The sequence below is a fragment of the Chitinophaga filiformis genome, from assembly GCF_023100805.1.
Classification (GTDB): Bacteria; Bacteroidota; Bacteroidia; order Chitinophagales; family Chitinophagaceae; genus Chitinophaga; species Chitinophaga filiformis_B.
Map to the genome: position 1 here is coordinate 8,101,412 of NZ_CP095855.1, position 23,156 is coordinate 8,124,567.

Consider the following 23,156-nt stretch of genomic DNA (forward strand, 5'->3'; position numbering starts at 1 on the left):
CAATAAATTAATTAGAAACTGGCGTTTAAGCTGAAACCATAGCTACGGGTAGCACCGGAAGAACCTTCATCGATACCCTGTTTTAACCAGCTACCACCCATTGGCGCTTCAGGATCAAGATTCTTCATAGTTCTGTAAACATACATGAGGTTTCTTCCTATCAGCGACAGGCGCAGGCTTTGCAAACGCAGTTTCGCTGCTGTTCCTTTTGAAACGGTATAGGATAGTACCAGTTCGCGCAGTTTTGCATAGTCGTTCTTTTGTAAGGCCGGTATGTTCCAGGATTGAGGATCGTCATTAAACGTGTTAAAATAGTAATATCCCGCCTGAATGAGTTTAGTGTTTGGCTGGCCATTTTTCGTTACACCATCCAGGATCATACCATCATGATAAACCTTTCCATTCGGAGGAACTGAGGTATGACTTGGAAGCTGCACCATCTCACCAGCGGTATTAATGTAATATGGAATACCGCCGTGTTCCGCATCACGACCTTCCAGGGTGTTTTTAAACATACCCGCAGCGGTCTGATATTTCAGTGGCGTAGATACGATCATTCCACCGAAACGGTAGTCGATCATGAAGTCGAGGGACAGGTTATGATAGTTGATCGTGTTCGCAAAACCACCTACTATCTTAGGAAGCAGGTTGCCCATTTTCTCGTACTTGCTATCGTCAATAACATACAGTCCATTGTCATTAATCACAAAATTACCTTTGCTATCTTTCAGGCGCGGGTACATATAAATATTACCAATAGGCTGGCCTTTCTCGGCAACCACTTTCAGGGCGTTCCTTGCAGCCCACAGCATCACGATCTGGTTTACACCTGGCGTCAACTGTTCAACACTTGATGTATTTGTTGCAAAGTTCAAACGGGTGCTCCATTTGATCTTCCTGGCAACCGGCGTAGCTGTCAATGCAACCTCCAGACCTTTACTGTGCAGTTCACCTACGTTGGTGATCCTTGTGTTTGCACCATTACTTACTGCAACGTTCAAACGCATCAACAGGTCGGTGACACGGCTGTCATAGTAAGAGATGTCCACACCCAGACGGTTATGGAGCATTTTCACTTCCGTACCGATTTCCAGTTCTTTTTTCTTCTCTGACTTCAGCGCTTCATTACCATAGTTGTTCTGCGCTACCAGTAAGGGTACAGAACCATTAACAGAAGAAATTGGTTTCTGCGTATAGGTAACGTTCGACTCAAACGGAGGAGGAGCATTACCTACGAGACCGTAAGAAGCACGCACCTTACCGTAAGTAAAGAGCGTTGGCAGATGGAAAGCCTCTGTGAAGACGAAGCTCGTGTTCACTGATGGATAGAAGTAACTGTTATTGCCGGAAGGAAGTGTTGATGAATACTCCTGACGGGCGGTACCTTCCAGGAATAAGTAGTTCATGTAGCTCAGGTTCATGATACCTAGGTAAGCGTACTTAAACGCTCCGCTACGCTGTTCTGAGGTATTCTGAACATTATAGGAGTTATTGATACTGAACCAGTTTGCAGTAACCAGACCACCATTGGTAGAAGAGTTCTGATCACTGTAGGTTTCTTTACGTGTCTGCAGACCGGCGCTGAATGAGTATCCAAATTTCCTTGTTTCCTCATCTTTGGCGAAGGTCAGCAACTGATCGCTATAAAAGATAGAATAACGTCCTTTAGCCACTGCATATTGACCAGTGCTCGTTCCGCCGTTGAATGCGATCGGATACTCGTTGTACTTCTTGGTTTCGATATTCAGGCTCGTAAAGTCGTTACCTATCCTGGTACGGAACTTCAGGCCTTTCGCCAGGTCAATGTTCAATGTTACGCTGGACAATAAACGATCCTGCTTCTCAACTTCCTGGTTACGCAGCTGATACCACAGCAGGTTCAGTACTTCTGACGGACGTATGTTATATTTTAAAGCCTCGTCAGGGTTCCACTGTGGCTTATCATATGGTACCCATTTATATCCCTTGGAGGTCTTATACTTATCGAATATGATACCCATATCCTCGGCACGTGAGAAGAATCCGTTAAAATCGTTGAAGATACGTGCCATTTGCAGCGGACGGTTCGTGATCTTTGTATTTACATAACCACCTACAACATCCAGGCTCACTTTGTTATGCAGCTTGATAGTACTGTTCAGGTTGAAAGTATTACGCTGCTGATCGCCACCAACCTGGATACCTTTATAGTCGCTACGGGTATAAGAGAAACGGTAATTCGCTTTTTCCGTCATGTTCGAAAGGGATACATTCAAATTTGAATTGTATCCCTTCTGAAAGAGTTGTTTATAGTTGTCGGGTTGGGGTGAATAAGGATGCATACTACCATCCCACCAGGGCACCATCTGTCCATCCATTTTCGGACCGAACTGGGCGTAGGCCCTAAAGTAAGGCCTTACTGTTCCATCTGTTCCAATGGGTACCCAACCATCTACGTTAGTGTTCGAACCGGCGGTCTTTCTGTCATAACCGGGACCGTAGACGTTCTGATACTGAGGAGCAAAAGCAATTCGCTCGGCAGTATGTGAATAGTTCAGATCAACACCCAAACCTCTTCCTTTCATACCTTTCTTGGTAGTGATTACCACCACACCACTTGCCGCATCAGAACCATACAGCGCGGTAGCACTTGCACCTTTCAATACGGTCAGGCTTTCGATGTCGGCAGGGTTGATATCCAGGATACCGTTACCACGGATACGTGGGTCAGCCCAGTAGTCAGCGTTGTTGGTACCTGCTGCACCTTTTTCGTTGTTGTTCCTGATCTGCACACCATCTACTACATACAGCGGTTGCGTGTTGTAGTTGAGGGAGTTCACACCACGGATCTGTATATTCACCGCGCTCGTAGCACCACCTGGAGCAGTTGTGATCTTCACACCAGCTGCCTTACCATATAAGGCAGAGGCAAAGTTGGTGGCACCGGCAGCAGTGATCTGTTCAGAAGTGATAGTACTTACTGCGTATCCGAGAGCCTTTTGCTCTCTTTTGATACCCAGTGCAGTTACTACCACTTCATTCATCATTTTTTCATTTGGTTGCAGTGTGATAGTGATGGCGGTTTTACCATTTACAGGAATTTCCTGTGTTTTAAAACCTACATATGACACTAACAGTACTGCATCGTCCGGAACGCTAATGGTAAATGCACCATTTTCATCCGTTGCTACCCCATCAGAAGTCCCTTTGATCTTTACAGAAGCTCCGATCAAAGCCTCACCGGTCTGGTCCAATACCTTACCGGTAACTTTAATAGCTTTCAGCTGAGCGCCTTTTGGCATGATAACGATCAGATTGTTGGACAGCTCCTGGTAAGTAAAACCGGAATTGTTCAATATCAGATCCATTACTGTAGTGATCTGTGCGTCTTTTACGTTAATATCTACTTTGTTGTCACTCGGAATGTTCCTGTTGCTGAACATGAAACGGTAATCGCTCTGACTTTCGATAACAGTCAGTACTTTCTTAAATTCAACATCACGGAGGTTAAGAGTGATCTTGGTTGCGCGGGCGGCCGCGTGTACGTTCAGACTCATGGTAAGCACCAGTCCTAGTACTAATTTCATAAGTAGCATTGGCTTTAAAAGCCCGTAAGGGATCTTTACGCCCCTGGGGCGTAGGATAAACGTCATAACTTAGATGTTAAGGGTGATTAAAGTCTTTCAAATGTCAGGATTCGTTCAAAAAACCATTCATTCAAGGATATAAGTTTCTTTGCCGGCAGGTACCATTTAAGAACGGTGCCTGCTTTATCTAGTAGTAGTCGATCTCTTTTCCCATAGACAAAATTTTAGGCGTTAATACTTTGTTTCTGGTGAAATGAACGAGCGAATACATACGGTGTAATCATAGACATAGGTATCGGCTTCATAGGGTCCTCATCTCACCTTTCAATGTTTGAAAGGATAATTTTTAATCGTTTTTCTTTTTCCGTACTCTCCTGATTAATATATAACTATCGTTGAATCTTCTATTCTGTAACTGAAATCTTCCGTCAGGTGCAACGCGCTGAATGCTTCCGCGACTGTTTCTCCTTCCAGGATGCCTGTAAACCTCAGCTGCTTCATGCCACTCCGGTTAAAGCGGATGCTGACATTATACCAGCGTTCCATTCTTCTTGCAAGTGTTTCAAAATCTTCATCCTGGAATACCAGTTTGTTCTGCAGCCAGGATGTTTCCATGATAACAGTATCCTTTTGCTGGAAGTAAGTCAGGGTAGTTAATGCAGGTGCTGCATCTTTCAGGCTCACTGACTTCTTTTTCTTGGGATCGTCATTGTTTACGACCAGTTTCTGGGATGGTTTCAGTACAATCTTCTCAGAAGGATTGTCTGTTACCGTTACTTCTATTGCCCCTTTCAACAGTGTTGCTTCTGTCGATGTTTCGTTAGGATACGATTTTACGTTGAAAGCTGTACCCAGTACCTTAATATCCATGTTATTGGCATGAATGATGAAAGGCTTCCGTGCATCGCTGTGCACATCGAAGAAAGCCTCTCCGGTCAGATACACTTCACGGCTCTCCTGCGGGAAATTAGCTGCATATTCCAGCTTACTGTCCGCATTCAGCGTAACCCGCGTGCCATCTTCCATCATAAAGGTGGATTTCTCCCCTTTTGAAGTATACTTGGCTACAAGCGGCTCATGCAGTGAGTTGTAGTAGTACACGCCGGCTGAGATCAGGAGCGCTACCGCAGCAGCAACACCAGACATCCATACCAGGCGGCCTTTACCGCGTACTGGCGTCATCAGAGGTTCGATGACTGACGTACCGGCTTCTTTCTCCAATTCACTGATACGCGTCTGCACATTAGAAAAAAGTCTTCTGCTGTCAATATGATCATGATGATTCTGGGCCCAGTACATGCGGAACAGCTCATACTGTCTGGCGAAGACAGCATCCTCACTCATGATATGTTGCAGTTCCTGGCCTTCTTCTGGTGTTGAATCACCAGCCAGGTCCTTTATAACAATTTCAAAAAAACGTTCACTCATTGTCCGATGGAATAACCCTTTGTATATAAGACAACATTTAGTACCTAATATGCTTACAAGGTTTAAAATTTTTTTTAACATATATATTAAAGGGTTAATTACCCATAAATATTGATATTATCAGCAATGTCGTTATAATACTATCTGTAATATTATCCGAGGCCTGCCTGCCCGCCTTTTTCAGATAAGGCTCCATGGCAACTGTCATCTTTTTCATTGCACGCAACATCTGCGTATGCACCGTACGGGGGGATATATTCAGGATCTCCGCAACCTCCTTGTATTTCATCCCATTTTCCTTCACCAGCCGGAATATAATGCTACACTGGCGGGGCAGGGAAGAAATAGCCTGATCCATCCTGAAGAATAACTCTTTCTTTTCTAGTTCCATCTCGGGGGAAGCAGCATTGACCAGCTGTGCACCGCCTTCATGGTCGTCTATATTCACCAGTTGAAGACTGGAAAAACGCTTATTGTAGTTTAATGCATGGTTCTTTACAGCAATGAAAAGGTACGTCTCAGGCTTGAGAACGTCCCTCATTTTTGCCCTGTCCATCCAGCATTTTACAAATACATCGGAAACTATCTCTTCCGCAACTTGTTGATAATGAACGTACATTGTGCAAAACTTCACGAGCCTGGGGTTTAATTCATGGAAAAAAACCTCAAATGATTTAGAGTCGCTATCAACCGTGATGCGCTCCCATAGATCATTTATATTAACCTCCTTTTGCATTCTAACTTTTCATTATATTTCAGACAGCAATGTAGTAAAAGTATATGGCAAATAAAAATAATAAAACTTTCTGAATTAATTATTTATAATATATATTATCTGCGATACATTAGAAAAACAGGGTTATTGACCGGGCAATAAAAAACCCGCCCTGCCTGCGCAGAGCGGGTATATAAGTATCTGTCAATCAATTTATTCCTGTTCCATTGTCATAATATCACGGTCAAACAGGTACAAACCGCTCTTGTCATCACCGATCAGTTCCAGCTTGTCATTACATTCCCTGGCCACCCGCTCTTCCTCAATCTGTTCATTTACATACCATTGCAGAAAATTATGGGTGGCATAGTCCTTTTCCTCCAGCGCAATATCCACCAGGTCATTAATGCTCTCACTCACCTTGACCTCGTGGGCAAACAACTCTTCAAATGCCTTTTTCAGGGAAACAAAGGTCAGAACCGGTTGGGCCAACGCCGGTATAATGGCAAAACCACCCCTTTCGTTGATATAATGGATCAGCTTCAGCATATGGAACCGCTCCTCATCGCTGTGCTTGAAGAAAAACTTGGTTACGCCTTTCAGACCGGGCTGTATTTCGGCCCAGCTGCCCATTGCCAGATATGCCTGGGAAGACTGCGCTTCCATTACCACCTGACGGTTCAGGGCCTCCTGCATTCTTTGTGACAACATGTTATTCGCTTTTAGGGTGAAAAATTGAAGTGAAATAAATGTACTGAATTTCCAGAGGCCGCTGAAATATAAGCTTTCCTCTTCATTGGGAATCACCAACTTACTTAATGAAATCCTCCCTGTGGGGACTAAACACATCTATCAATACCCCCGGCTCCAGGCACAGGGCGCCATGTAAGACATGCGGAGGAATATAGTAGGCATCGCCTGCCTTCAGTACCTTCTTTTCCCCATCAATGGTGATCTCAAATACCCCACTTTCCACATGCGAGATCTGTGAGTGGTAATGCTCATGTATCGCTCCTACCGCTCCCTGCTCGAATGCTACTTTTACCATCATCAGCTGCTCATTATAGGCCATTACCTTCCGGCGGATGCCCGGGTCGGGGTTTTCCCATTGAATGTCTTTGTCTTCTATAAAACGGTCCATATCGGGTTATTTTTCCGTATTAAAGCCTTCGGCATAAACTATCTGAAAACAAATAGTCCATAGCGTACCGGCCCTGTTGGTGGGTTACTTAGCTTACCAATTTAATCATTGATCTGCTAATAACCGTACAACAATTTCGATCTGCTATGGACTACTTTTATAAAACGGGTAGATTATTTCAGTATTTCACTCAGGCGCTTATCCAGCTCCTCCCCTCTCAGGTTCTTAGCCACGATCTTTCCTTCGGGGTCCAGCAGGAAATTCTGGGGCACTGATCTTACACCGTACATTTTCGCAACGGCATTATCCCAGTACTGCAGGTCAGATACATGCGTCCAGGTGAGGTTGTCTTTATGAATAGCTTTCAGCCAGGCATCACGACCATTTGGCTGGTCCAGCGATACGCTCAGGATGGTGAAAGCCTTGTCTTTGTGATTGTTGTAGGCTGCCACCACGTTCGGATTCTCTGCGCGGCAGGGGCCACACCAGGAAGCCCAGAAATCCACCAGCACATATTTGCCACGGAAGTCTTTCAGGTTCACCGGTTTGCCCAGGGTATCGTTCTGTGTGAACAGGGGCGCTTCTGCCCCGATGGCGGTAGACTTCCAGCTATTCAGCAGTTTCGCATATTCCTGTCCGCTTTTACTGCTTTTCACCTTGGCATCCAGGCTATTGTACATAGATTCGATCTGGCCCAGGTCGTCCGGCATACCACCTGAATATTGCTGCAGCGCATCCAGGCTGATGAGGGATTTAGGATTGTTCTTTACAAAATCCACATAAACAGCCTTTTCCTGTTTACGGATCTCTTCTACTTTCTGGTCGAGGTACTGGCGGAATTCCAGGGAACCGCGTTTCTCGTCGTCGGCAGCCATGTACTCGGCGTTCAACTGTCCGAAAAGCGCACCCACCGGTTTCAAAGCATCCTGTAAACGTTGATTATCAGTATTTATCTGGGAGCCGGCAAAAGTAGCCTTCTGCAAAGAGTCAGGGCTGCTCAGGGTGATAGTGCCTTTTTCAACGTAGAAAACGATCATATCACGGGCTCTTGGGTCGGCCGGCGGATTGACATGCTTTAATACCATCATGGCCTGCGAAGGACCATCTACCGTTCCCTTGAATTGAAATGTACCGTCTTTTAACACGGCAGAGTCCTTTACGTCAACACCTCCGTTCCGGTAAACAAGTTGTAGTTTGGCAGGTGCATTCCAACTGCCGATTTTGCCCTTCAATACAAAATCTCCCTTCTGGGCTAACAAAATGCCTGGGGACAACAGTAAAGTCAAGGCTGTTAATAATTGCTTCATTTGGTTTGGTTTGATTTTTTCGAGTATCACTAAAAATAGCAAATAAAAGTGAACCCGGACCGCAGCCCTGGGATGACCGGTAAAAAGACAGTATGAGCTTCGGTACAAACGGTGTGCGACAGGTATACCGGTTCCTACCTATAGGCGCATTGGTACTACATTAGAGGCACAGTTCTATAGCGATCGCTATAGAACTGTGCCTCTAATGCTATAGAAAACAGCCTGTAAGCAGGAGGCTGCACACTTGTGGTAAGCCAGTGTAAGGCTTATTCTATGCCCAGTTCTTTCTGGATCTCTTCCAGAGACCGCCCCTTGGTTTCCGGCATCACCTTCCAGATAAACAGCAGCTGCAATAACATCATACCGCTATAGAACACAAAGGAATAAAATCCGCCCTTTTCACTGCCGGCAACAATGATGGGGAAAGTCCAGGAAATAATGGCTGCCATTATCCAATGGGTAAAGCTGCCCAATGCCCCTCCCTGCGATCTTACTGAGTTAGGGAAGATCTCGGAAATAAATACCCATATCACCGCGCCCTGTGAGAAGGCAAAAAAGGCGATATACCCGATCAGGTAGATCAGCACATTTCCGCCCAGGTGAGCGGGGTCCCTGAATGCGTAGGCAGTCAGGCCCAGGAACAGGATCATCCCCAGGGAGCCGATCAGCAACAATGTCTTACGGCCGAATTTATCAATAACGGTCATGGCCAGTAAAGTGAACAACAGGTTGGCAGCCCCGATATATACCGGTTGCAGATAAGCCTCCGCTTTGCTGAAACCCGCCAGTTCAAAAATGCGGGGAGCATAATACAGGATGGCATTAATGCCCGACAACTGGTTGAACATAGCCAGCAATACCGCATACAGGATCGGCTTGGCATATCTCCCCTGGAACAGGTGCTCCTGGTGTGTTTTGACAGATTCCCTGATGGCCTTGATGGCGCCGGGTACATCCGGCTCCTGCAAGCGTTGCATAACGGGCACCGCTTCTCCCTCCCGGTTGTTGAGTATCAGCCAGCGGGGACTTTCGGGAATTGTTCTTAACAATATCGCAAACAGGGCTGCCGGTACCACCATGATGCCCAGCATCCAGCGCCAGGAATCATCTCCCATACCGGCAAAGAGAAAATTGGTCAGGTAAGCGATGAAGATCCCTCCCACTATATTCAGCTGAAAGGACCCTGCGAGCCTGCCTCGCAGCGGAGCCGGAGAGATCTCCGAAATATACATAGGCCCTACCACCGACGATGCGCCAACTGCAACACCTGCCATAAAGCGGAATAATACAAATAAGAGCCAGGCTGAAATGGAAGCGCAACCAATAGCGGAAACGACATACAGTAAAGCTATTGCCAGCAGAACCTTCTTGCGGCCATACACCCTGGCAGGTATACCTACCACCAGCGAGCCCAGTACGGTCCCGATCAGGCTGGACGCGACCGTGAACCCCAGCCAGAAAGGGCTGAGCGACCATAATTCCATAATCGTCTTTTCCGCACCGGATATTACGGCGGTTTCAAAGCCAAACAGGAAACCGCCTAAAGCGGCGATCAATGCAATTCTAACAGGATAAGAAAACATGAGTGTTGTTTATTGTGATTGTTTGTGGAGCCGAGGGTGATCATAACGTTTTACTATAAGGGAAAAAAGTAATCATAAAAAACGGTAAAAGCAACTTTCAATATTTGAAATTCATATATCGCTTATTTGATATTGCTACAGCCCGCACGGGATGCACCCTGCATTTTTGTATTATAAATATCACTTGAAATGAAAATGCTTAAGAATTCAATCAGACCCGTGAAATGGCTCAGCGCTACATTGTTTGCTGTACTCATCATGGCATTTCCCCTTGCAATGCAGGCACAGGAATCTGCCAAAGTAAAGAACATCATCCTGGTACATGGCGCTTTCGCTGATGGCTCCGGATGGGAAGGGGTATACAAGATCCTGGCCGCCAAAGGATATCATGTAACTGCATTACAGTACCCGATGACCTCACTGGAAGACGACGTTGCGGCGCTCAACAGGGCGATCGACAAACAGGACGGCCCTACCCTGCTGGTAGGACATTCCTATGGCGGTATGATCATCACCGAAGCGGGTGTTTCTCCTAAAGTAACTGCACTGGTATATGTTGCTGCATTCGAACCTGATGCTGGCGAATCCTTGGTGACACTGGCGCAAACCGCTCCTCCTAATCCTGAAAACGGTATCCTGGCTCCGGACGATAAAGGATTTGTATACTACGATGAAGCAAAGTTCCATGCAGGATTTGCCGGCGATCTGCCTAAAGATAAAACAGCATTCATGTATGCATCGCAGGGCGCTATCTCCGCAAAATGTTTTACTACACCGGTAACACATGTTGCATGGAAAGAGAAACCCAGCTATGCTGTTTTGACCACCGACGATAAGAGTATCAATCCTGTAATACAGGAGAACATGGTAAAACGTTCAGGCGCTAAGGTCACCAGGATTAAAGCCAGCCACGTTGTATTCATTTCTCATCCGAAAGAAGTTGCTGCTGTTATCGAAACTGCTGCCAAACACTAAAATTATCCAAATAAAAACAGGCGGTATCAAAGGTTTGATACCGCCTGTTTTTATTTGGATACCTGATTAGGTAAGGCAGTCATTTAAGCGATTCCGGGCGTTTATTTTACTTTTGAGTTTTCGTCTTTTTATTTGGATAACAGCCAACACCAGGTGATCTCTTATGAACGTGTTAAAAATATGCTTTTTCCTTCTGTGTCAATTTGAGACGCCTGCTCTTCTTCTGAACTCCGCAGGTGTAATGCCTGTATTTTTTTTAAAGAATAAACTGAAATTAGGTTGTTCTGCAAAACCTATACTGTAACCAATCTCCTGCAATGTCCAGTCAGTTTGTAACAGCAGTACCTTCGCCTCTTCCAGTAAACGGTTACGGATATGCGTACTGACGTTCTGCCCGGTATGTTTCTTCAGTAATGTGTTCAGGTAATTTGGATGCATATGCAGGCTCGCTGCAAATTCCTTCGCTGTTTTCCTGGCAATGGGATTGGTATAATTGACATTGGCCGTTTCTTTCTCCAGCAGATGAAAGAATTCATGCACAGGTTTATATTCATCAGCAACATGGTCAGCCGCTTTACAATCAGAGATGCGGGCGCTCTGTATCATTAACAGTTGGAGATACGTCTGGATAGCATCTTCATTCAGGCGGTATCCCAGTCTTTCCTCCTGTTCCATATTGAAGAAAATGCCATTCAGCACCCTGATATCTGCGGGCGACAAGCGGATGATGTTGTTAGCATCTCCCTTGAACAGCAGGTATTTCTCTATGGTTGTTTTCAGTACCGTATGCCTGTCGAGCAGGTCTTTCCGGAAAAGACAGGTATAACCTTCATGGCCGTCAGATAGTTGCTTCCATGCAATAATATCCGAAGGATGAATAAAGACGATCATGGGAGTATCAATGTAGTAGGTATTCGTTCCCACCGCAAGTATGCCCAGTCCGCGGGTGATCATTACTATTTTATAGAAATCCTCCCGGCACTCTTCCGTCACAGTGATCAGCTCCGGGAAATCGCGTAACAGACCGATTGTTTTGGATTCCAGTATTGTCATCATATCTGTCTGAGATTTACCCTACAAATATGTCTCACATCGGGAAATTTTCAGTTGTACTAATGCACACAATTCGGGTATTTTTCCCCGCTTTTTATGCTTCAACCGGTTTAATACATAAAAAGCTGCTTCACGCCGTCTGTAACGGGGTGAAACAGCTTTCCACACAACCAGGAACGCTTTACTTTGATAGTTGTTCGAATTCTTCGTCGCTCAGCTCTATATTAGCCGCAGCCAGATTTTCTTCCAGGTGTTTTACGGAACTGGTACCGGGAATCAGCAGGATATTATCCGCGCGTTTCAGCAACCAGGCCAGCGCGATCTGCGCTGTTGTGGCATTGTGCCGGGCCGCGATCTGGCTGATCTTATCTGCCAGTGTATCCGGACCGGAAGCCAGGGGGAACCATGGAATAAATGCCAGCCCACGTTCAGCAGTATAATCCACAATTTCTTCCCACTGCCGGTTACCCAGGTTGTAGAGATTTTGCACAGATACGATCGGTAATACCTTTTCTGCCTGTTCTATCTGCTCAATGTTTACTTCAGATAAGCCCACATACCTGATCTTACCAGCATTCACAGCTTCTGCAACGGGTGCCAGCGTTTCCTCCACGGGTACCCTGGGATCGAAACGGTGCAGCTGCCAGAGATCGATGGTATCGACCTTTAAACGTTTGAGACTACCTTCAATATTCTCGCGGATAAAAGCCGGGCTTCCATCGGGTACCCACTGATTGGGACCGGGACGATTAAAGCCTCCTTTTGTAGCGATCACCAGGTCGTCTTTGTAAGGGTAAAGTGCGTCTGCGATCAATGATTCATTAAACTTTGGCCCATATGCTTCTGCTGTATCGATAAAATTGACACCGCCGGCTACAGCAGCCTGCAGTACTTTCTTCGCATTCTCCCGGTCAGCCACCTCTCCAAATACGCCTGTTCCTGTCAATTGCATTGCCCCGTAACCAAGACGGTTGATCTCAAGCTGGCCTCCCAAGCTGAAGGTCAGATTCTTTGTGCTTGTTGCCATTTTCTTATGTTTTAATAATCAATTCTGAAATATGATGATAATGCGGTAAGCTGATGCGTTTCAGCATTCAACCTGCTATGCGCATCAATAAACGTACCCGGCCTGATGCCGCACTGGCTACTTTAATAAGTAAATACCCGGAGCTGGAGACGCTCTGCATATTCGTTTTGTGCTGTCTCCGACACAAAGGTGAATTGTTTATAAAAGGCAGCGATTAGCAAAAGCAAATGTTTTCTTATGAATTTCAAATTTCAGATCCTGCCGTAAACACATACACTTTCCCTTTCTCAGTAGGCACATCATACAGATTCGTTGCCTCAAATTCCAGGGGCTTTACATCTTTAGTATGTATTAAGGGTTCAGCCACCGGCGTTACCTGGTAGAAAGGATTACTATTCTCTCCGCTTGCCTTTGTTAAAGCCTGCGTCCCTTTCAAAGGCTGATTACTTCTGATACGGCAATTACCGCCTAATGTAGACCTGATCACCAGTTTAGTGATCTTCCCGTCCTGCCATACCAGGTCTTCCACCACAAACCCGCCTCTTGCACGCAGGCCCTTTATACTACCGGTTTTCCATTGCTGCGGAAGCGCCGGTAATACATAGATTGCGCCGTCATGACTTTGCATCAGCATTTCGGTAATACCGGAGGTGCAGCCGAAATTCCCGTCTATCTGGAAAGGTGCATGTGCATCAAAAAGATTGGTATAAGTACCGCCGCCCTGTTTACCAACAGGGCTCAACTGGTTCGTGATGAGTTTCAGCGCATGATCGCCATTCCGTAACCTTGCCCACCAGTTCACCTTCCAACCCATACTCCATCCTGTAGAGATATCCCCACGTTGTATGAGGGTTGTATTAGCGGCACTGGCCAGTAATGGCGTACGATCGGGAGAGATCTGGGAAGAAGGATAGAGGCCATACAAATGTGATATATGACGGTGTTCATCCTTAGGATTATCCAGGTCATCGATCCACTCCTGTAATTGTCCGTACTGCCCGATCTGCATAGGCGGCAGGCGCTTACGCACCGTGCTGAAAGTGTCAGCCAGGGCTTTATCTTTCCCCAGGATGCCGGCAGCATTGATAGCCGCGCTCAGTGCATCAAAAACGATCTGGTTGTCCATGGTACAACCCGCATCCATGTGAACGCCGGGTCTTGAAGCCGGTGCATTTTCAGGCGAATGACCAGGGTTCACTACCAGGTAACCGCGTTTCGGATCTGCTACAAGATCGTCTACAAAGAACAGTGCCGCACCTTTAATAGCAGGATATACATCTGCCAGATAGTTCTTATCGCCGTTATACAGGTAGCGTTCCCAGAGATGCTGGGCCAGCCAGGCGCCGCCCATGCTCCAGATACCCCAGTTGATCTTGTCCACAGGGCCTGTAATACGCCAAAGGTCTGTATTGTGATGAGCTACCCATCCGCGGGCCCCATACATCATGCGGGCAGTACCCTGGCCGGTTACAGAAAGCTCTTTGACCATCTGTATCAATGGCTCATGCATTTCCGGCAGATTGTCCTTTTCTGCCGGCCAGTAGTTCATTTCGGTGTTGATGTTAATAGTGTATTTACTATCCCATGGCGGCGTCATTTCTGCGTTCCAGATGCCCTGCAGGGTAGCGGGTTGTCCGCCGGGCTGCGAGCAGGATATCAGCAGATAACGGCCAAACTCGAAGTAAAGCGACACAAACTGGGGGTCAAACGTCTTTGAGAAATTGGCCAGCCGTACATCAGTGGGATCCTTTGCGGCATCAGAAGTACCCAGGTCGATCTTTACACGGTTGAAATAACGTTGATAGGCAGCAGTATGCTCTTTCAGCAAGGTGGCATAAGGCTTTTTTACAGCGGCGTTCAGATAGGCGTTTGCACGTTTCACCTCATCGGCACTAAGATCCTGGTAGTTCACATAATTGGTAGCCATGGATATAAAGATCAATGCACTATTGGCATTCTTCACAGTGACAGCAGTATCTCCGGTAGTTACGTTGCCGCCGGTGGCGATCACTCTTGCAATACCGTTGAACTTCACCTTTCCTTCCACCGTTTCATGACCACCTGTCATACCATTCACCGTAAGATCGTTTTTCGTTGCCTTTACAACGGCATTCTTCTGCGGCGTGCTCAGATAAGCGGAGAAGTTCAGTGTACCCGCTTTGCTGCTGCTCAGCCGTACGATGATGGTCTGCGCAGGTACTGAAGCAAATACCTCCCGGGTATATTGTACGCCGTTCACTGTATAGGTGGTCTTTGCGATCGCTTTGTCAATATCGAGCTCCCGGTAATAATCCTGGTACTGCTCATGACCGGGAAATACCAGGTGCAGGCTACCTACAGGCTGGAACATCTGTCCGTTGGAAGTTTTCGTCTGGACCTTCTCTGCCGCCAGGTCCTGGGCCTCTTTCTGTTTGCCTTCGAAGATCAGCTGCCTGATCCTCGGCATAGCTTCCAGCGCTTCGGGGTTGTCATTACGGTTAGGACTACCTGTCCAGACGGTGCCTTCATTCAATTGAATGATCTCTTCGGCGGGGTTCCCAAATACCATACCTCCCAGACGGCCATTCCCTACGGGCAGCGCCGCTGTCCATATATTGCCGGCCGGCTGCCGGTACCATAATTTCAATGATTGTTGCGCAAAGGATAAAAGCGGAAAGATGCCTCCTAGTACAAGCAGGGTTATTTTTTTCATAACTGGATAATGTGTTAGACCTATAAAAGATCAGCCATGCCTGTGAACAGTTCATGGCTGGGGTATATAATACAGGAAAGCAAATTACAAATGATGATCTATGAATGCAAACCGCCTGTAATAATAACTGTAATATTAACACACAAAATACCGGTTGCCGCACATCTGCCGGTGGGTTAATACTTCGGGGCCTTGCCCCTGTAAGTTTTTGTGCCAGGCTGGCACAGAGACAGCCCTCTGGCGGGAGATAACAATTCGTTCGGGGTTGTGACGCTATGCCTTTGCCGGGCCTCATCAGTACTAACTAAGCCGTTTCATCGATCAGCATCACATCCCATGGCTGCAATATTTTGCTGATGAGCAGTACGCCCACATTGCTGGACAGCACCTGTTCTTCCTTCACGGCCATGGCCATCTGCTGCATTGTTTTCAGCTGATCGCCCGCCAGTGCATCAGGGTTGCCGGCCTGTTTCAGGGCATTCAGCGCATTGCCGTTCTCCTTGTCCAGTATCTCCACATTAAAGCGGGCATCTTTATTTGTATTCATGAGCTTAAACGTGAAGTTACGCGGCTCTCCCAGTTTGAGGGTGCCATCCACCGCATCGGCGGCGCTGAAAGGCGGCGCAGTTTTCAATGCAGCGGGATAGTTGTACACCAATGTGGTCAGCTTTTGTGTGCTCTTATGGCGTGTCACCACAATACCGTCCTTATTGTAAAGCAGTTCATCGCCCAATGCATGCAACATCCTGTAAGCATGGAAAGAGGGTTTAGCAATGCCCTGGTAGTTCAGCAATCCGAATCCACCGGAAAATCCCTGTCCGCCGATGCCTTCCTCTCCACAGTCTGTAAACGACCAGTAGGAAAGCGAATTAGCCAGGCCGATGCTGTCAACATTCGCCTTTATGATATAGGCTGCAGGTGGTAATGCATCGTGCATAGCATCCCTGCCGGACGAGCTGGTGCCCCATTCTGTGAGATGGATCTCTGCCTTCGGAAAGGCGCTTTTATCGACCACAGCTCTCAGCCATTGCAGATCTTTCAATGTAGCATCTACACCTCGGGTACGGCCCTTAGTGTTGTTGTAGGGGAAATCGGTAGGATAAGGGTGCGTGGAAATAAAATCCACAGGCGCCTGCTCACGTTTGCAGTAATCCAGGAATTCCTGTATCCATACGCCTTTCCATGGCAGGTTGTCCAGATCGTCTGTACTACCTGTGAGTATCTTTGATTTATCTTCTGTTTCCCCGTCAAAGCGACCATCGCCCACAAAATTGCTGGTGGCAGGCCCACCCACTTTCAGGTCTGGCGATACGGCCTTGATAGCCTGAGCAGTGGCCTTGTACATAGCAAAGTACTGGCTTCTGCTACCATCCCACATGGCCTTCTGATTAGGCTCATTCCACACCTCAAAATACCAGGTGCTGACTTCAGCCTGACCAAATTTTTCTATACAGTGTTTTGTGAAAGTAGTGACCAGTTGCGCCCATTTCGAAAAATCGGCCGGAGGCGATACATTGGCTTTCCACCAGAAAGCTGTACTTGTTCCCCCTGCTATTTCTTTGGGAAAGAAACTGAGCTCGATAAAAGGTTTCATGCCCGCTTTCAGGATGCGGTTGATAAGATCGTCCACCCTTAACCAGTTGTACACACCGCCCTGGTATACGGACATATCATCGTGAAAGATCCCATGGAAGCGACAATATTCAAAGCCACAATATTTCTTTGCGAACTGCAGTTGTTCCAGCCATGGAGAACCCGGACGGAATACCTCGCCAGCGCGGCCTGCGCCTACACATTTACTCCAGAAATGAGAAAAGGTACGTCCCTGAACTTTGGTGTCAATCAACAACGGTTGTTGTTCTTCCCAGAAGGAGCGGCCCGAAACGAAACCTGGCAACAATGCACTGCCGGCAGCTGTAACAATTGCCTGCTTCAAAAAATTACGTCTTTCCATGAGGTAAGGGTTAGTTAAAAATATGTAGCTGTCCCCTGAAACCGGCCGCTTGTTTTTCATATCGTGCCACTGCTCACTTTAATATTCCGGGGATACAAGCCTTTTTTGATTGATAAAATTTTGCTCTGCTATCAGACAACTATTGATTTACAATGTACGGCATTTTATGAAATACGCAACGCGGTTGCGCAATTCATTGAATACAACACACATATGTACAAATTACTCTATGTTTCCGATAAATGCAAATAATGGGGCCAGGATATTTTCAGAACGTAACTGGAACAGCATGAATAACTTGGCTTACCTCTGCCACGATTGCAGGGTCATTGGCCAGTATAGTGCACAACTCTGTATCTGATGATATTGATAATGAGACAAATAGTCCTTCTTCATGTACCAGCTGACCGGTTTGCAGGACCTTTCCGGCCTGCTGCAGCTGCGTATAAAATTCCGTTTGGGCCGCCAGGTATGTTTTTCTGTCCTCCCGCGACCAGTTCCTTCCTTTGTCAAAGAAAAGCAATACGCCATGTGGCTGTCCGTAGTTCATAAATAACTTTATTTTTACGCAAAGTTCCGCATCGGTATATTCACCTTGCTAACGCAAACGGAACTTTTATAGCCGCAAACAGTGCCAAACCTGCATTTTCTTATGAACATCGTACAGCCACTATATCCTAAGCATCAGATAGTTGAAACCAGACGCCTGTATACCCGGGAACAAACAGCAGGTCCGGAGATCAGCTATAAGGAGATCAGCATGGGAGACGCCCGTATGCTGTGGTATTCTTATGTGGCTGATAAAGAGTATCATATGCCTATGCAGTTGCCGGGAGAAAGGGTGGAGATGCATTTCAAACTACAGGGCAGATCAGGCGTGTCATATGAAGGAGAACATTACGTGATGCACACCAATGAACAAAGTCTTTTCTATCAACATGACCTGGAGGGGGAATACACGCTGTTTCCGGGAGAAAAAAGCGCCTTTTTTGAGGTGGAGTTTTCCCGTTCTGTATTTGAATCGCTGGTGACGGAAGAATGCCCGTTTCTGCAACAATTCTCCGAAAAATTGCAGACGCCCCGCCATCACCTGTGGCCGGGACATTCGATGGCCATTACTCCACAGATGCATATGATCATTGCCGAAATGAGCAACACAACCTATACCGGTCAAATGAAAAGGTTGTTCCTGGAAGCGAAGCTCATAGAGCTGTTCCTGTTGCAGGCAAGCGGTTTCGACCAGTATACGCCCTGTACGACTGAGCTTCGCTCAGCCGACATAGAGCGGCTGCATGCAGCCCGGCATTACCTGGAACAACACTTTATGGACGACTGTTCCATCATCTTCCTGGCCAACCAGGTAGGCATCAATCAAAAGAAACTGAAACAGGGATTTAAAGCATTGTTCGGTCATACCGTTTTTGGGTACCTCAGTCATGTACGCATGGAGAAAGCCAGACAACTGCTGCTCGATGAGAAGAAGACAGTGGGAGAAGTGTCTGAACTGGTCGGTTATCAACACCCCCAACATTTTGCCGCCGCATTTAAGAGAAAGTACAATATACTGCCCGGGACGCTCAAAAATTAATCGCTTATTCCTTTCTTGCCAGCGCCCCCTTTCAGAGAACAATCGTTCACCCGTTTCGATATCATTAACAAAACACCATAGGCCCCGCCAGGGCCACCTGTTTGTAGCCCGGAGCGGCAACCCCGGGAACCCGGAAACGATGTCCCAATCATGGGATGGTATCGCGCATGCCAACCATCGCCCATTCGATACGATCAGCAAAACGCAATAGGCCCCGCCAGGGGCCACGTGTTTGTAGCCCGGGGTGACAACCCCGGGAACCCGGAAACGATGTCCCAATCATGGGATGGTATCGCGCATGCCAACCATCGCCATTCGATACGATCAGCAAAACGCAATAGGCCCCGCCAGGGGCCACGTGTTTGTAGCCCGGGGTGACAACCCCGGGACCCCGGTTCCGGGACGGACGATGCCCAAATCATGGGTGCCCCGGGGAGCCCGGGGTTCCAGGGGTAATGTATTCACCAGGAGAGAACCAGCACAGAACAGGCACAGAAGATAGAGAACAAGTATTGAGGTCAATTCAGGAAGGCCTGTCCTTTGTACTTCTGATCAGCCCTATCCCGGCAAAAAAGAAGATAGCCCCCAGTATGGAATAAATGAGAATTTGCTTCACGCTTCTGGTTGCCCCTGTACTGTTCATAAAATTCAAAGCGCCCAGTATCAGGCCGGCAATACCCAGAAATGTCAGTATAATGCCGATAATCCGCTTTTCCATAGCAAGTTTTACAATAGCTGATACAAATTGCATGCCTTCCGGTGCCACCAGGTACTGCCAAATAGACGTTCCACCCCCTCATGGTGTAATTTTTGTGCTCACCCCGGCATGAAGATCTTCTGGAATTATATGCGTCCCCACCGCTGGACGATTGCCCTGTCCCTCTTACTGGCCGGCATAGGCCAGGTGGCGATGATGACAGACCCCATGATCTTCGGGAAGATCATAGACAAATATGCGCTGCATCCCGGCAACAGAACGGAAAACGAACTGCTGAAAGGCGTGCTGTTCTGGCTGGCAGTAGCCATTGCCGTGGCCATGGTGGCCCGGCTGGCAAAAGCCCTGCAGGACTTCGTCATGCGGCTTATCATACAGCGCTTTGGCATGCAGGTGTTCAACGACGGACTGAAACAGACGCTCCGACTCTCCTTCCAGGAATTTGAAGAGCAACGTAGTGGCGAAACAGTTGCGCTGTTGCAGAAAGTCCGCAACGATACCGAGCGTTTCTTCAATGCATTCATCAATATCCTCTTTTCTTCCCTCGTGGGAATAGGTTTCCTGATATGGTACGCTATCACCAAACACTGGGCCCTGGTGCCCATTTTCTTTATAGGTGTGCTGATACTGGGAACGCTTACCGGACTGCTGAGCAGAAAAATAAAAAAGATACAGCGGGCTATCAACAAGGAAACGCTGAAGATGTCGGGCTCCATTACAGAATCGCTCCGCAATATCGAACTCGTCAAAAGCCTGGGGCTCACTTTCCCGGAGGTCCGCCGCCTGCGCACCTTTACACGGAATATCTATGACCTGGAAATGAAGAAGGTAAAACAGGTCAGGATGCTCTCATTCGTACAGGGTACTACCCTGAACCTCCTGCGGCAATCCATACTCTTTATCCTGCTCTGGCTCATCTTCCGTAAAGTGCTTAGTCCCGGGGAACTGATCGCCATGCAGTTCATTGCAACGGCCATCTTCGGCCCCCTGCAGGAGCTGGGCAGCATCATCCTGGCTTACCGGGAAGCTGAAAGTTCCTTATTGCTCTTTGACCAGCTGATGCACAAGCCGGTGGAAGAACGCCCTGCCAGCCCTGTGGAACTGGGGCCGCTGGAAACGATCCGCTTCTCAGACATTGTATTCCGCCATCAGACGGCTACTGTGAACGCCCTGGATGGTATCAGCTTCAGTGCCAAAAAAGGAGATACGATCGCATTTGTAGGTCCTTCCGGCTCAGGTAAATCTACCCTGGTAAAACTGCTGCTTGGATTGTATCAGCCCGTTTCCGGCGAGATCCTTTTCAACGAGATCCCTTCGGGCGACATCCGTTATAACCAGATGCGCCGGCAGATCGGATTTGTATCGCAGGACACCCAGCTCTTTGCCGGAACCTTCAAAGACAACCTCCTGTTCGTGAAACCGGATGCCACTGATGAAGAGATGATGGCAGCCCTCGATAAAGCATCCTGTACCCAGTTACTGGCCCGCTCTCCCGAAGGACTGAATACGAAGCTTGGAGAAGGCGGACTGAAGCTTTCAGGAGGAGAAAAACAGCGAGTTTCCATTGCCCGCGCACTGATACGCAATCCCCGCCTGCTGATCTTCGACGAAGCTACATCGGCGCTGGACTCCCTGACAGAAGAAGCCATCACAGACACCGTCCGCAACATTTCCGCCAGGAGGGAACAGCTGAATATACTCATCGCACACAGGTTGTCCACCATAATGCACGCCGACACCATTTATGTGCTCGAAAAAGGCAGGATCGTGGAAACAGGGACACACCCGGAACTGCTGGATCAGAAAGGCCTGTATTACGCGATGTGGCGCCAGCAGATAGGCGAACGCCGCAGCACATCTCCTGCCGTCTCAGAAGACATTACCCGGATCGGGACCTCCCTGTCGGGCACTGCATCCCTGCCAGATGTGAAGCCGGTTCCCGAAGTGTAACAAGACTGGCGCACACTGCGGGGGCATGGTTTTTGGGCCGCCCTTTGTACATATAAATCATTGGTTTATGGAACAAATGAGGCAGATTACCCTTAATATACCCCCCACTACCAAACCCCGTGTAGTGATCGTGGGCGCTGGCTTTGGCGGATTGAACGCTGCGAAGAACCTCCCTGACGACAAGTTCCAGGTAGTGCTCTTTGACAAGCATAACTACCATACCTTTCAGCCACTGCTATACCAGGTGGCCTCAGCAGCTTTGCAGCCCGACGCTATTGCCGGACCATTGCGCAACCTGTTCCATAATACGAAAGATTTCCACTTCAGAATGTTGCGGGTCCTTTCTGTCGACCCGCTCACCAATACCATCAATACTTCTGCCGGCTCACTGCAATACGATTACCTGATCTTATCCAGCGGCGCTAAGACAAACTATTTTGGTAACGAGAACATGCAGCGTTTTGCACTGCCGCTGAAGACCATCCCCGATGCGCTGAATATGCGCAGCCACCTTATGCAGATCTTCGAATGGGCCAGCCTGAATGCCAATCCCGCACTGAAAGAACATATGCTCAACATAGTACTGGTCGGCGCCGGCCCTACCGGTGTTGAAATGGCAGGCGCTTTTTCAGAGCTCCGCAGGTATGTACTGCCGAAAGATTATCCAGTTCTTGATTTCAGCAAGATGAAGATCTACCTGCTGGAAGGCATGGACCGGGTACTGCCGCCCATGCATCCTAAATCGAGCGCCCGCGCCCAGCGGTACCTGGAAAAGATGGGTGTTATCATTAAGCTGAACGCGATGGTGCAGGATTATGATGGAGAAACCATTACCCTGAAAAACGGAGAACAGATCAAATCTTTCTTCGTAGTCTGGAGTGCCGGTGTAATGGGAGAAGTATTGCCAGGCATTCCAAAAGAATGGACAGAACGGGGCCGCATCCTTACAGATCCTTTCTGCCGAGCCATTGGCAGCAGCAATATATTCGCCATCGGCGACATTGCGCTGATGAAACTGGAAGATTATCCCAGGGGGCATCCCGGGGTGGCGCAACCTGCTATCCAGATGGGAAAATATGTTGCCAAAAACCTCTTTGCGCTACACAGGAATGAAACGGTGAAGCCCTTCAAATATTTCGATAAAGGTTCACTGGCTACCGTAGGAAGAGGCAAGGCTGTAGCCGATCTTCCCGGCGATATTCACCTGGGTGGCAGGCTGGCATGGCTCATCTGGTTGTTCGTACACGTCAACTTCCTTGTCAGCTTCCGCAATAAACTGCTGGTGCTGGCCAACTGGGCCTGGAACTTATTCACATTCGATAAAGGCAACCGCCTTATTATCCGGCCCTATATCCGTAAGGGCGATGAAAAGAGTAAAACCGTCTTTGCCGAAAACCAGGTGGGCAGTTAACATAATCGCGTCTGCACCAGTGCCTTTTCGGGAGGCCCTTTTTATGTACCT

17 protein-coding genes are annotated in these 23,156 nt (G+C 47.7%); 4 read left to right on the forward strand and 13 right to left on the reverse strand.

Annotated features, from left to right (window positions below; genetic code table 11):
- Positions 1-11: 11 nt before the first annotated feature.
- From MYF79_RS31790 to MYF79_RS31820, 7 genes are all read right to left on the reverse strand, one after another.
- Positions 12-3,566 carry a SusC/RagA family TonB-linked outer membrane protein gene (locus MYF79_RS31790; RefSeq protein ID WP_247811833.1) on the reverse strand — a complete coding sequence of 1,185 codons (3,555 nt, stop codon included), beginning with the start codon at positions 3,564-3,566 and terminating at the stop codon, positions 12-14.
- Positions 3,567-3,944: 378 nt separating this feature from the next.
- The gene (locus MYF79_RS31795; RefSeq protein ID WP_247811834.1) at positions 3,945-4,994 is read right to left on the reverse strand and encodes a FecR family protein; all 1,050 of its coding nucleotides are present in this window, start codon (positions 4,992-4,994) and stop codon (positions 3,945-3,947) included.
- A 94-nt stretch (positions 4,995-5,088) separates the two neighbouring features.
- Complete coding sequence (locus MYF79_RS31800) at positions 5,089-5,628, reverse strand: sigma-70 family RNA polymerase sigma factor (protein WP_247811835.1); 540 nt, start codon at positions 5,626-5,628, stop codon at positions 5,089-5,091.
- Positions 5,629-5,922: 294 nt separating this feature from the next.
- The gene (locus tag MYF79_RS31805; RefSeq protein ID WP_247811836.1) at positions 5,923-6,420 is read right to left on the reverse strand and encodes a ferritin; all 498 of its coding nucleotides are present in this window, start codon (positions 6,418-6,420) and stop codon (positions 5,923-5,925) included.
- 100 nt (positions 6,421-6,520) lie between these two features.
- The gene (locus tag MYF79_RS31810) at positions 6,521-6,850 is read right to left on the reverse strand and encodes a cupin domain-containing protein (RefSeq protein WP_247811837.1); all 330 of its coding nucleotides are present in this window, start codon (positions 6,848-6,850) and stop codon (positions 6,521-6,523) included.
- A gap of 173 nt (positions 6,851-7,023) precedes the next feature.
- Positions 7,024-8,157, reverse strand: a complete 1,134-nt coding sequence (locus tag MYF79_RS31815; RefSeq protein ID WP_247811838.1) for a TlpA disulfide reductase family protein — start codon at positions 8,155-8,157, stop codon at positions 7,024-7,026.
- Positions 8,158-8,423: 266 nt separating this feature from the next.
- Positions 8,424-9,740: a sugar porter family MFS transporter gene (locus MYF79_RS31820; RefSeq protein ID WP_247811839.1), complete on the reverse strand. Its 1,317-nt coding sequence runs from the start codon at positions 9,738-9,740 to the stop codon at positions 8,424-8,426.
- A gap of 189 nt (positions 9,741-9,929) precedes the next feature.
- Between MYF79_RS31820 and MYF79_RS31825 the strand changes: the two genes are divergently transcribed.
- Entirely contained in the window at positions 9,930-10,715 is a 786-nt protein-coding gene (locus tag MYF79_RS31825) for an alpha/beta hydrolase (RefSeq protein WP_247811840.1), read from the forward strand.
- A gap of 198 nt (positions 10,716-10,913) precedes the next feature.
- Here MYF79_RS31825 and MYF79_RS31830 read toward each other — a convergent pair whose 3' ends face one another.
- From MYF79_RS31830 to MYF79_RS31850, 5 genes are all read right to left on the reverse strand, one after another.
- Positions 10,914-11,771, reverse strand: coding sequence for an AraC family transcriptional regulator (locus tag MYF79_RS31830; protein ID WP_247811841.1), 858 nt, complete (start codon positions 11,769-11,771; stop codon positions 10,914-10,916).
- A gap of 178 nt (positions 11,772-11,949) precedes the next feature.
- Positions 11,950-12,795, reverse strand: a complete 846-nt coding sequence (locus tag MYF79_RS31835) for an aldo/keto reductase (RefSeq protein WP_247811842.1) — start codon at positions 12,793-12,795, stop codon at positions 11,950-11,952.
- A 244-nt stretch (positions 12,796-13,039) separates the two neighbouring features.
- Positions 13,040-15,487, reverse strand: coding sequence for a glycosyl hydrolase family 95 catalytic domain-containing protein (locus MYF79_RS31840; RefSeq protein WP_247811843.1), 2,448 nt, complete (start codon positions 15,485-15,487; stop codon positions 13,040-13,042).
- 304 nt (positions 15,488-15,791) lie between these two features.
- Positions 15,792-17,441 (reverse strand): GH39 family glycosyl hydrolase, encoded by a 1,650-nt coding sequence (locus MYF79_RS31845; RefSeq protein WP_247811844.1) that lies wholly within the window; start codon positions 17,439-17,441, stop codon positions 15,792-15,794.
- Positions 17,442-17,709: 268 nt separating this feature from the next.
- Positions 17,710-17,991, reverse strand: coding sequence for a hypothetical protein (locus MYF79_RS31850; RefSeq protein WP_247811845.1), 282 nt, complete (start codon positions 17,989-17,991; stop codon positions 17,710-17,712).
- A gap of 102 nt (positions 17,992-18,093) precedes the next feature.
- Here MYF79_RS31850 and MYF79_RS31855 point away from each other — a divergent pair, with 102 nt between their 5' ends.
- Positions 18,094-19,029 carry a helix-turn-helix transcriptional regulator gene (locus MYF79_RS31855; protein ID WP_247811846.1) on the forward strand — a complete coding sequence of 312 codons (936 nt, stop codon included), beginning with the start codon at positions 18,094-18,096 and terminating at the stop codon, positions 19,027-19,029.
- A 523-nt stretch (positions 19,030-19,552) separates the two neighbouring features.
- Here MYF79_RS31855 and MYF79_RS31860 read toward each other — a convergent pair.
- Positions 19,553-19,747, reverse strand: coding sequence for a hypothetical protein (locus tag MYF79_RS31860; RefSeq protein ID WP_247811847.1), 195 nt, complete (start codon positions 19,745-19,747; stop codon positions 19,553-19,555).
- A gap of 108 nt (positions 19,748-19,855) precedes the next feature.
- On the opposite strand from MYF79_RS31860, the gene MYF79_RS31865 reads away from it, so the two are divergent.
- Positions 19,856-21,694, forward strand: coding sequence for an ABC transporter ATP-binding protein (locus MYF79_RS31865; protein WP_247811848.1), 1,839 nt, complete (start codon positions 19,856-19,858; stop codon positions 21,692-21,694).
- Positions 21,695-21,761: 67 nt separating this feature from the next.
- Entirely contained in the window at positions 21,762-23,105 is a 1,344-nt protein-coding gene (locus tag MYF79_RS31870) for an NAD(P)/FAD-dependent oxidoreductase (RefSeq protein WP_199653498.1), read from the forward strand.
- Positions 23,106-23,156: the final 51 nt, after the last annotated feature.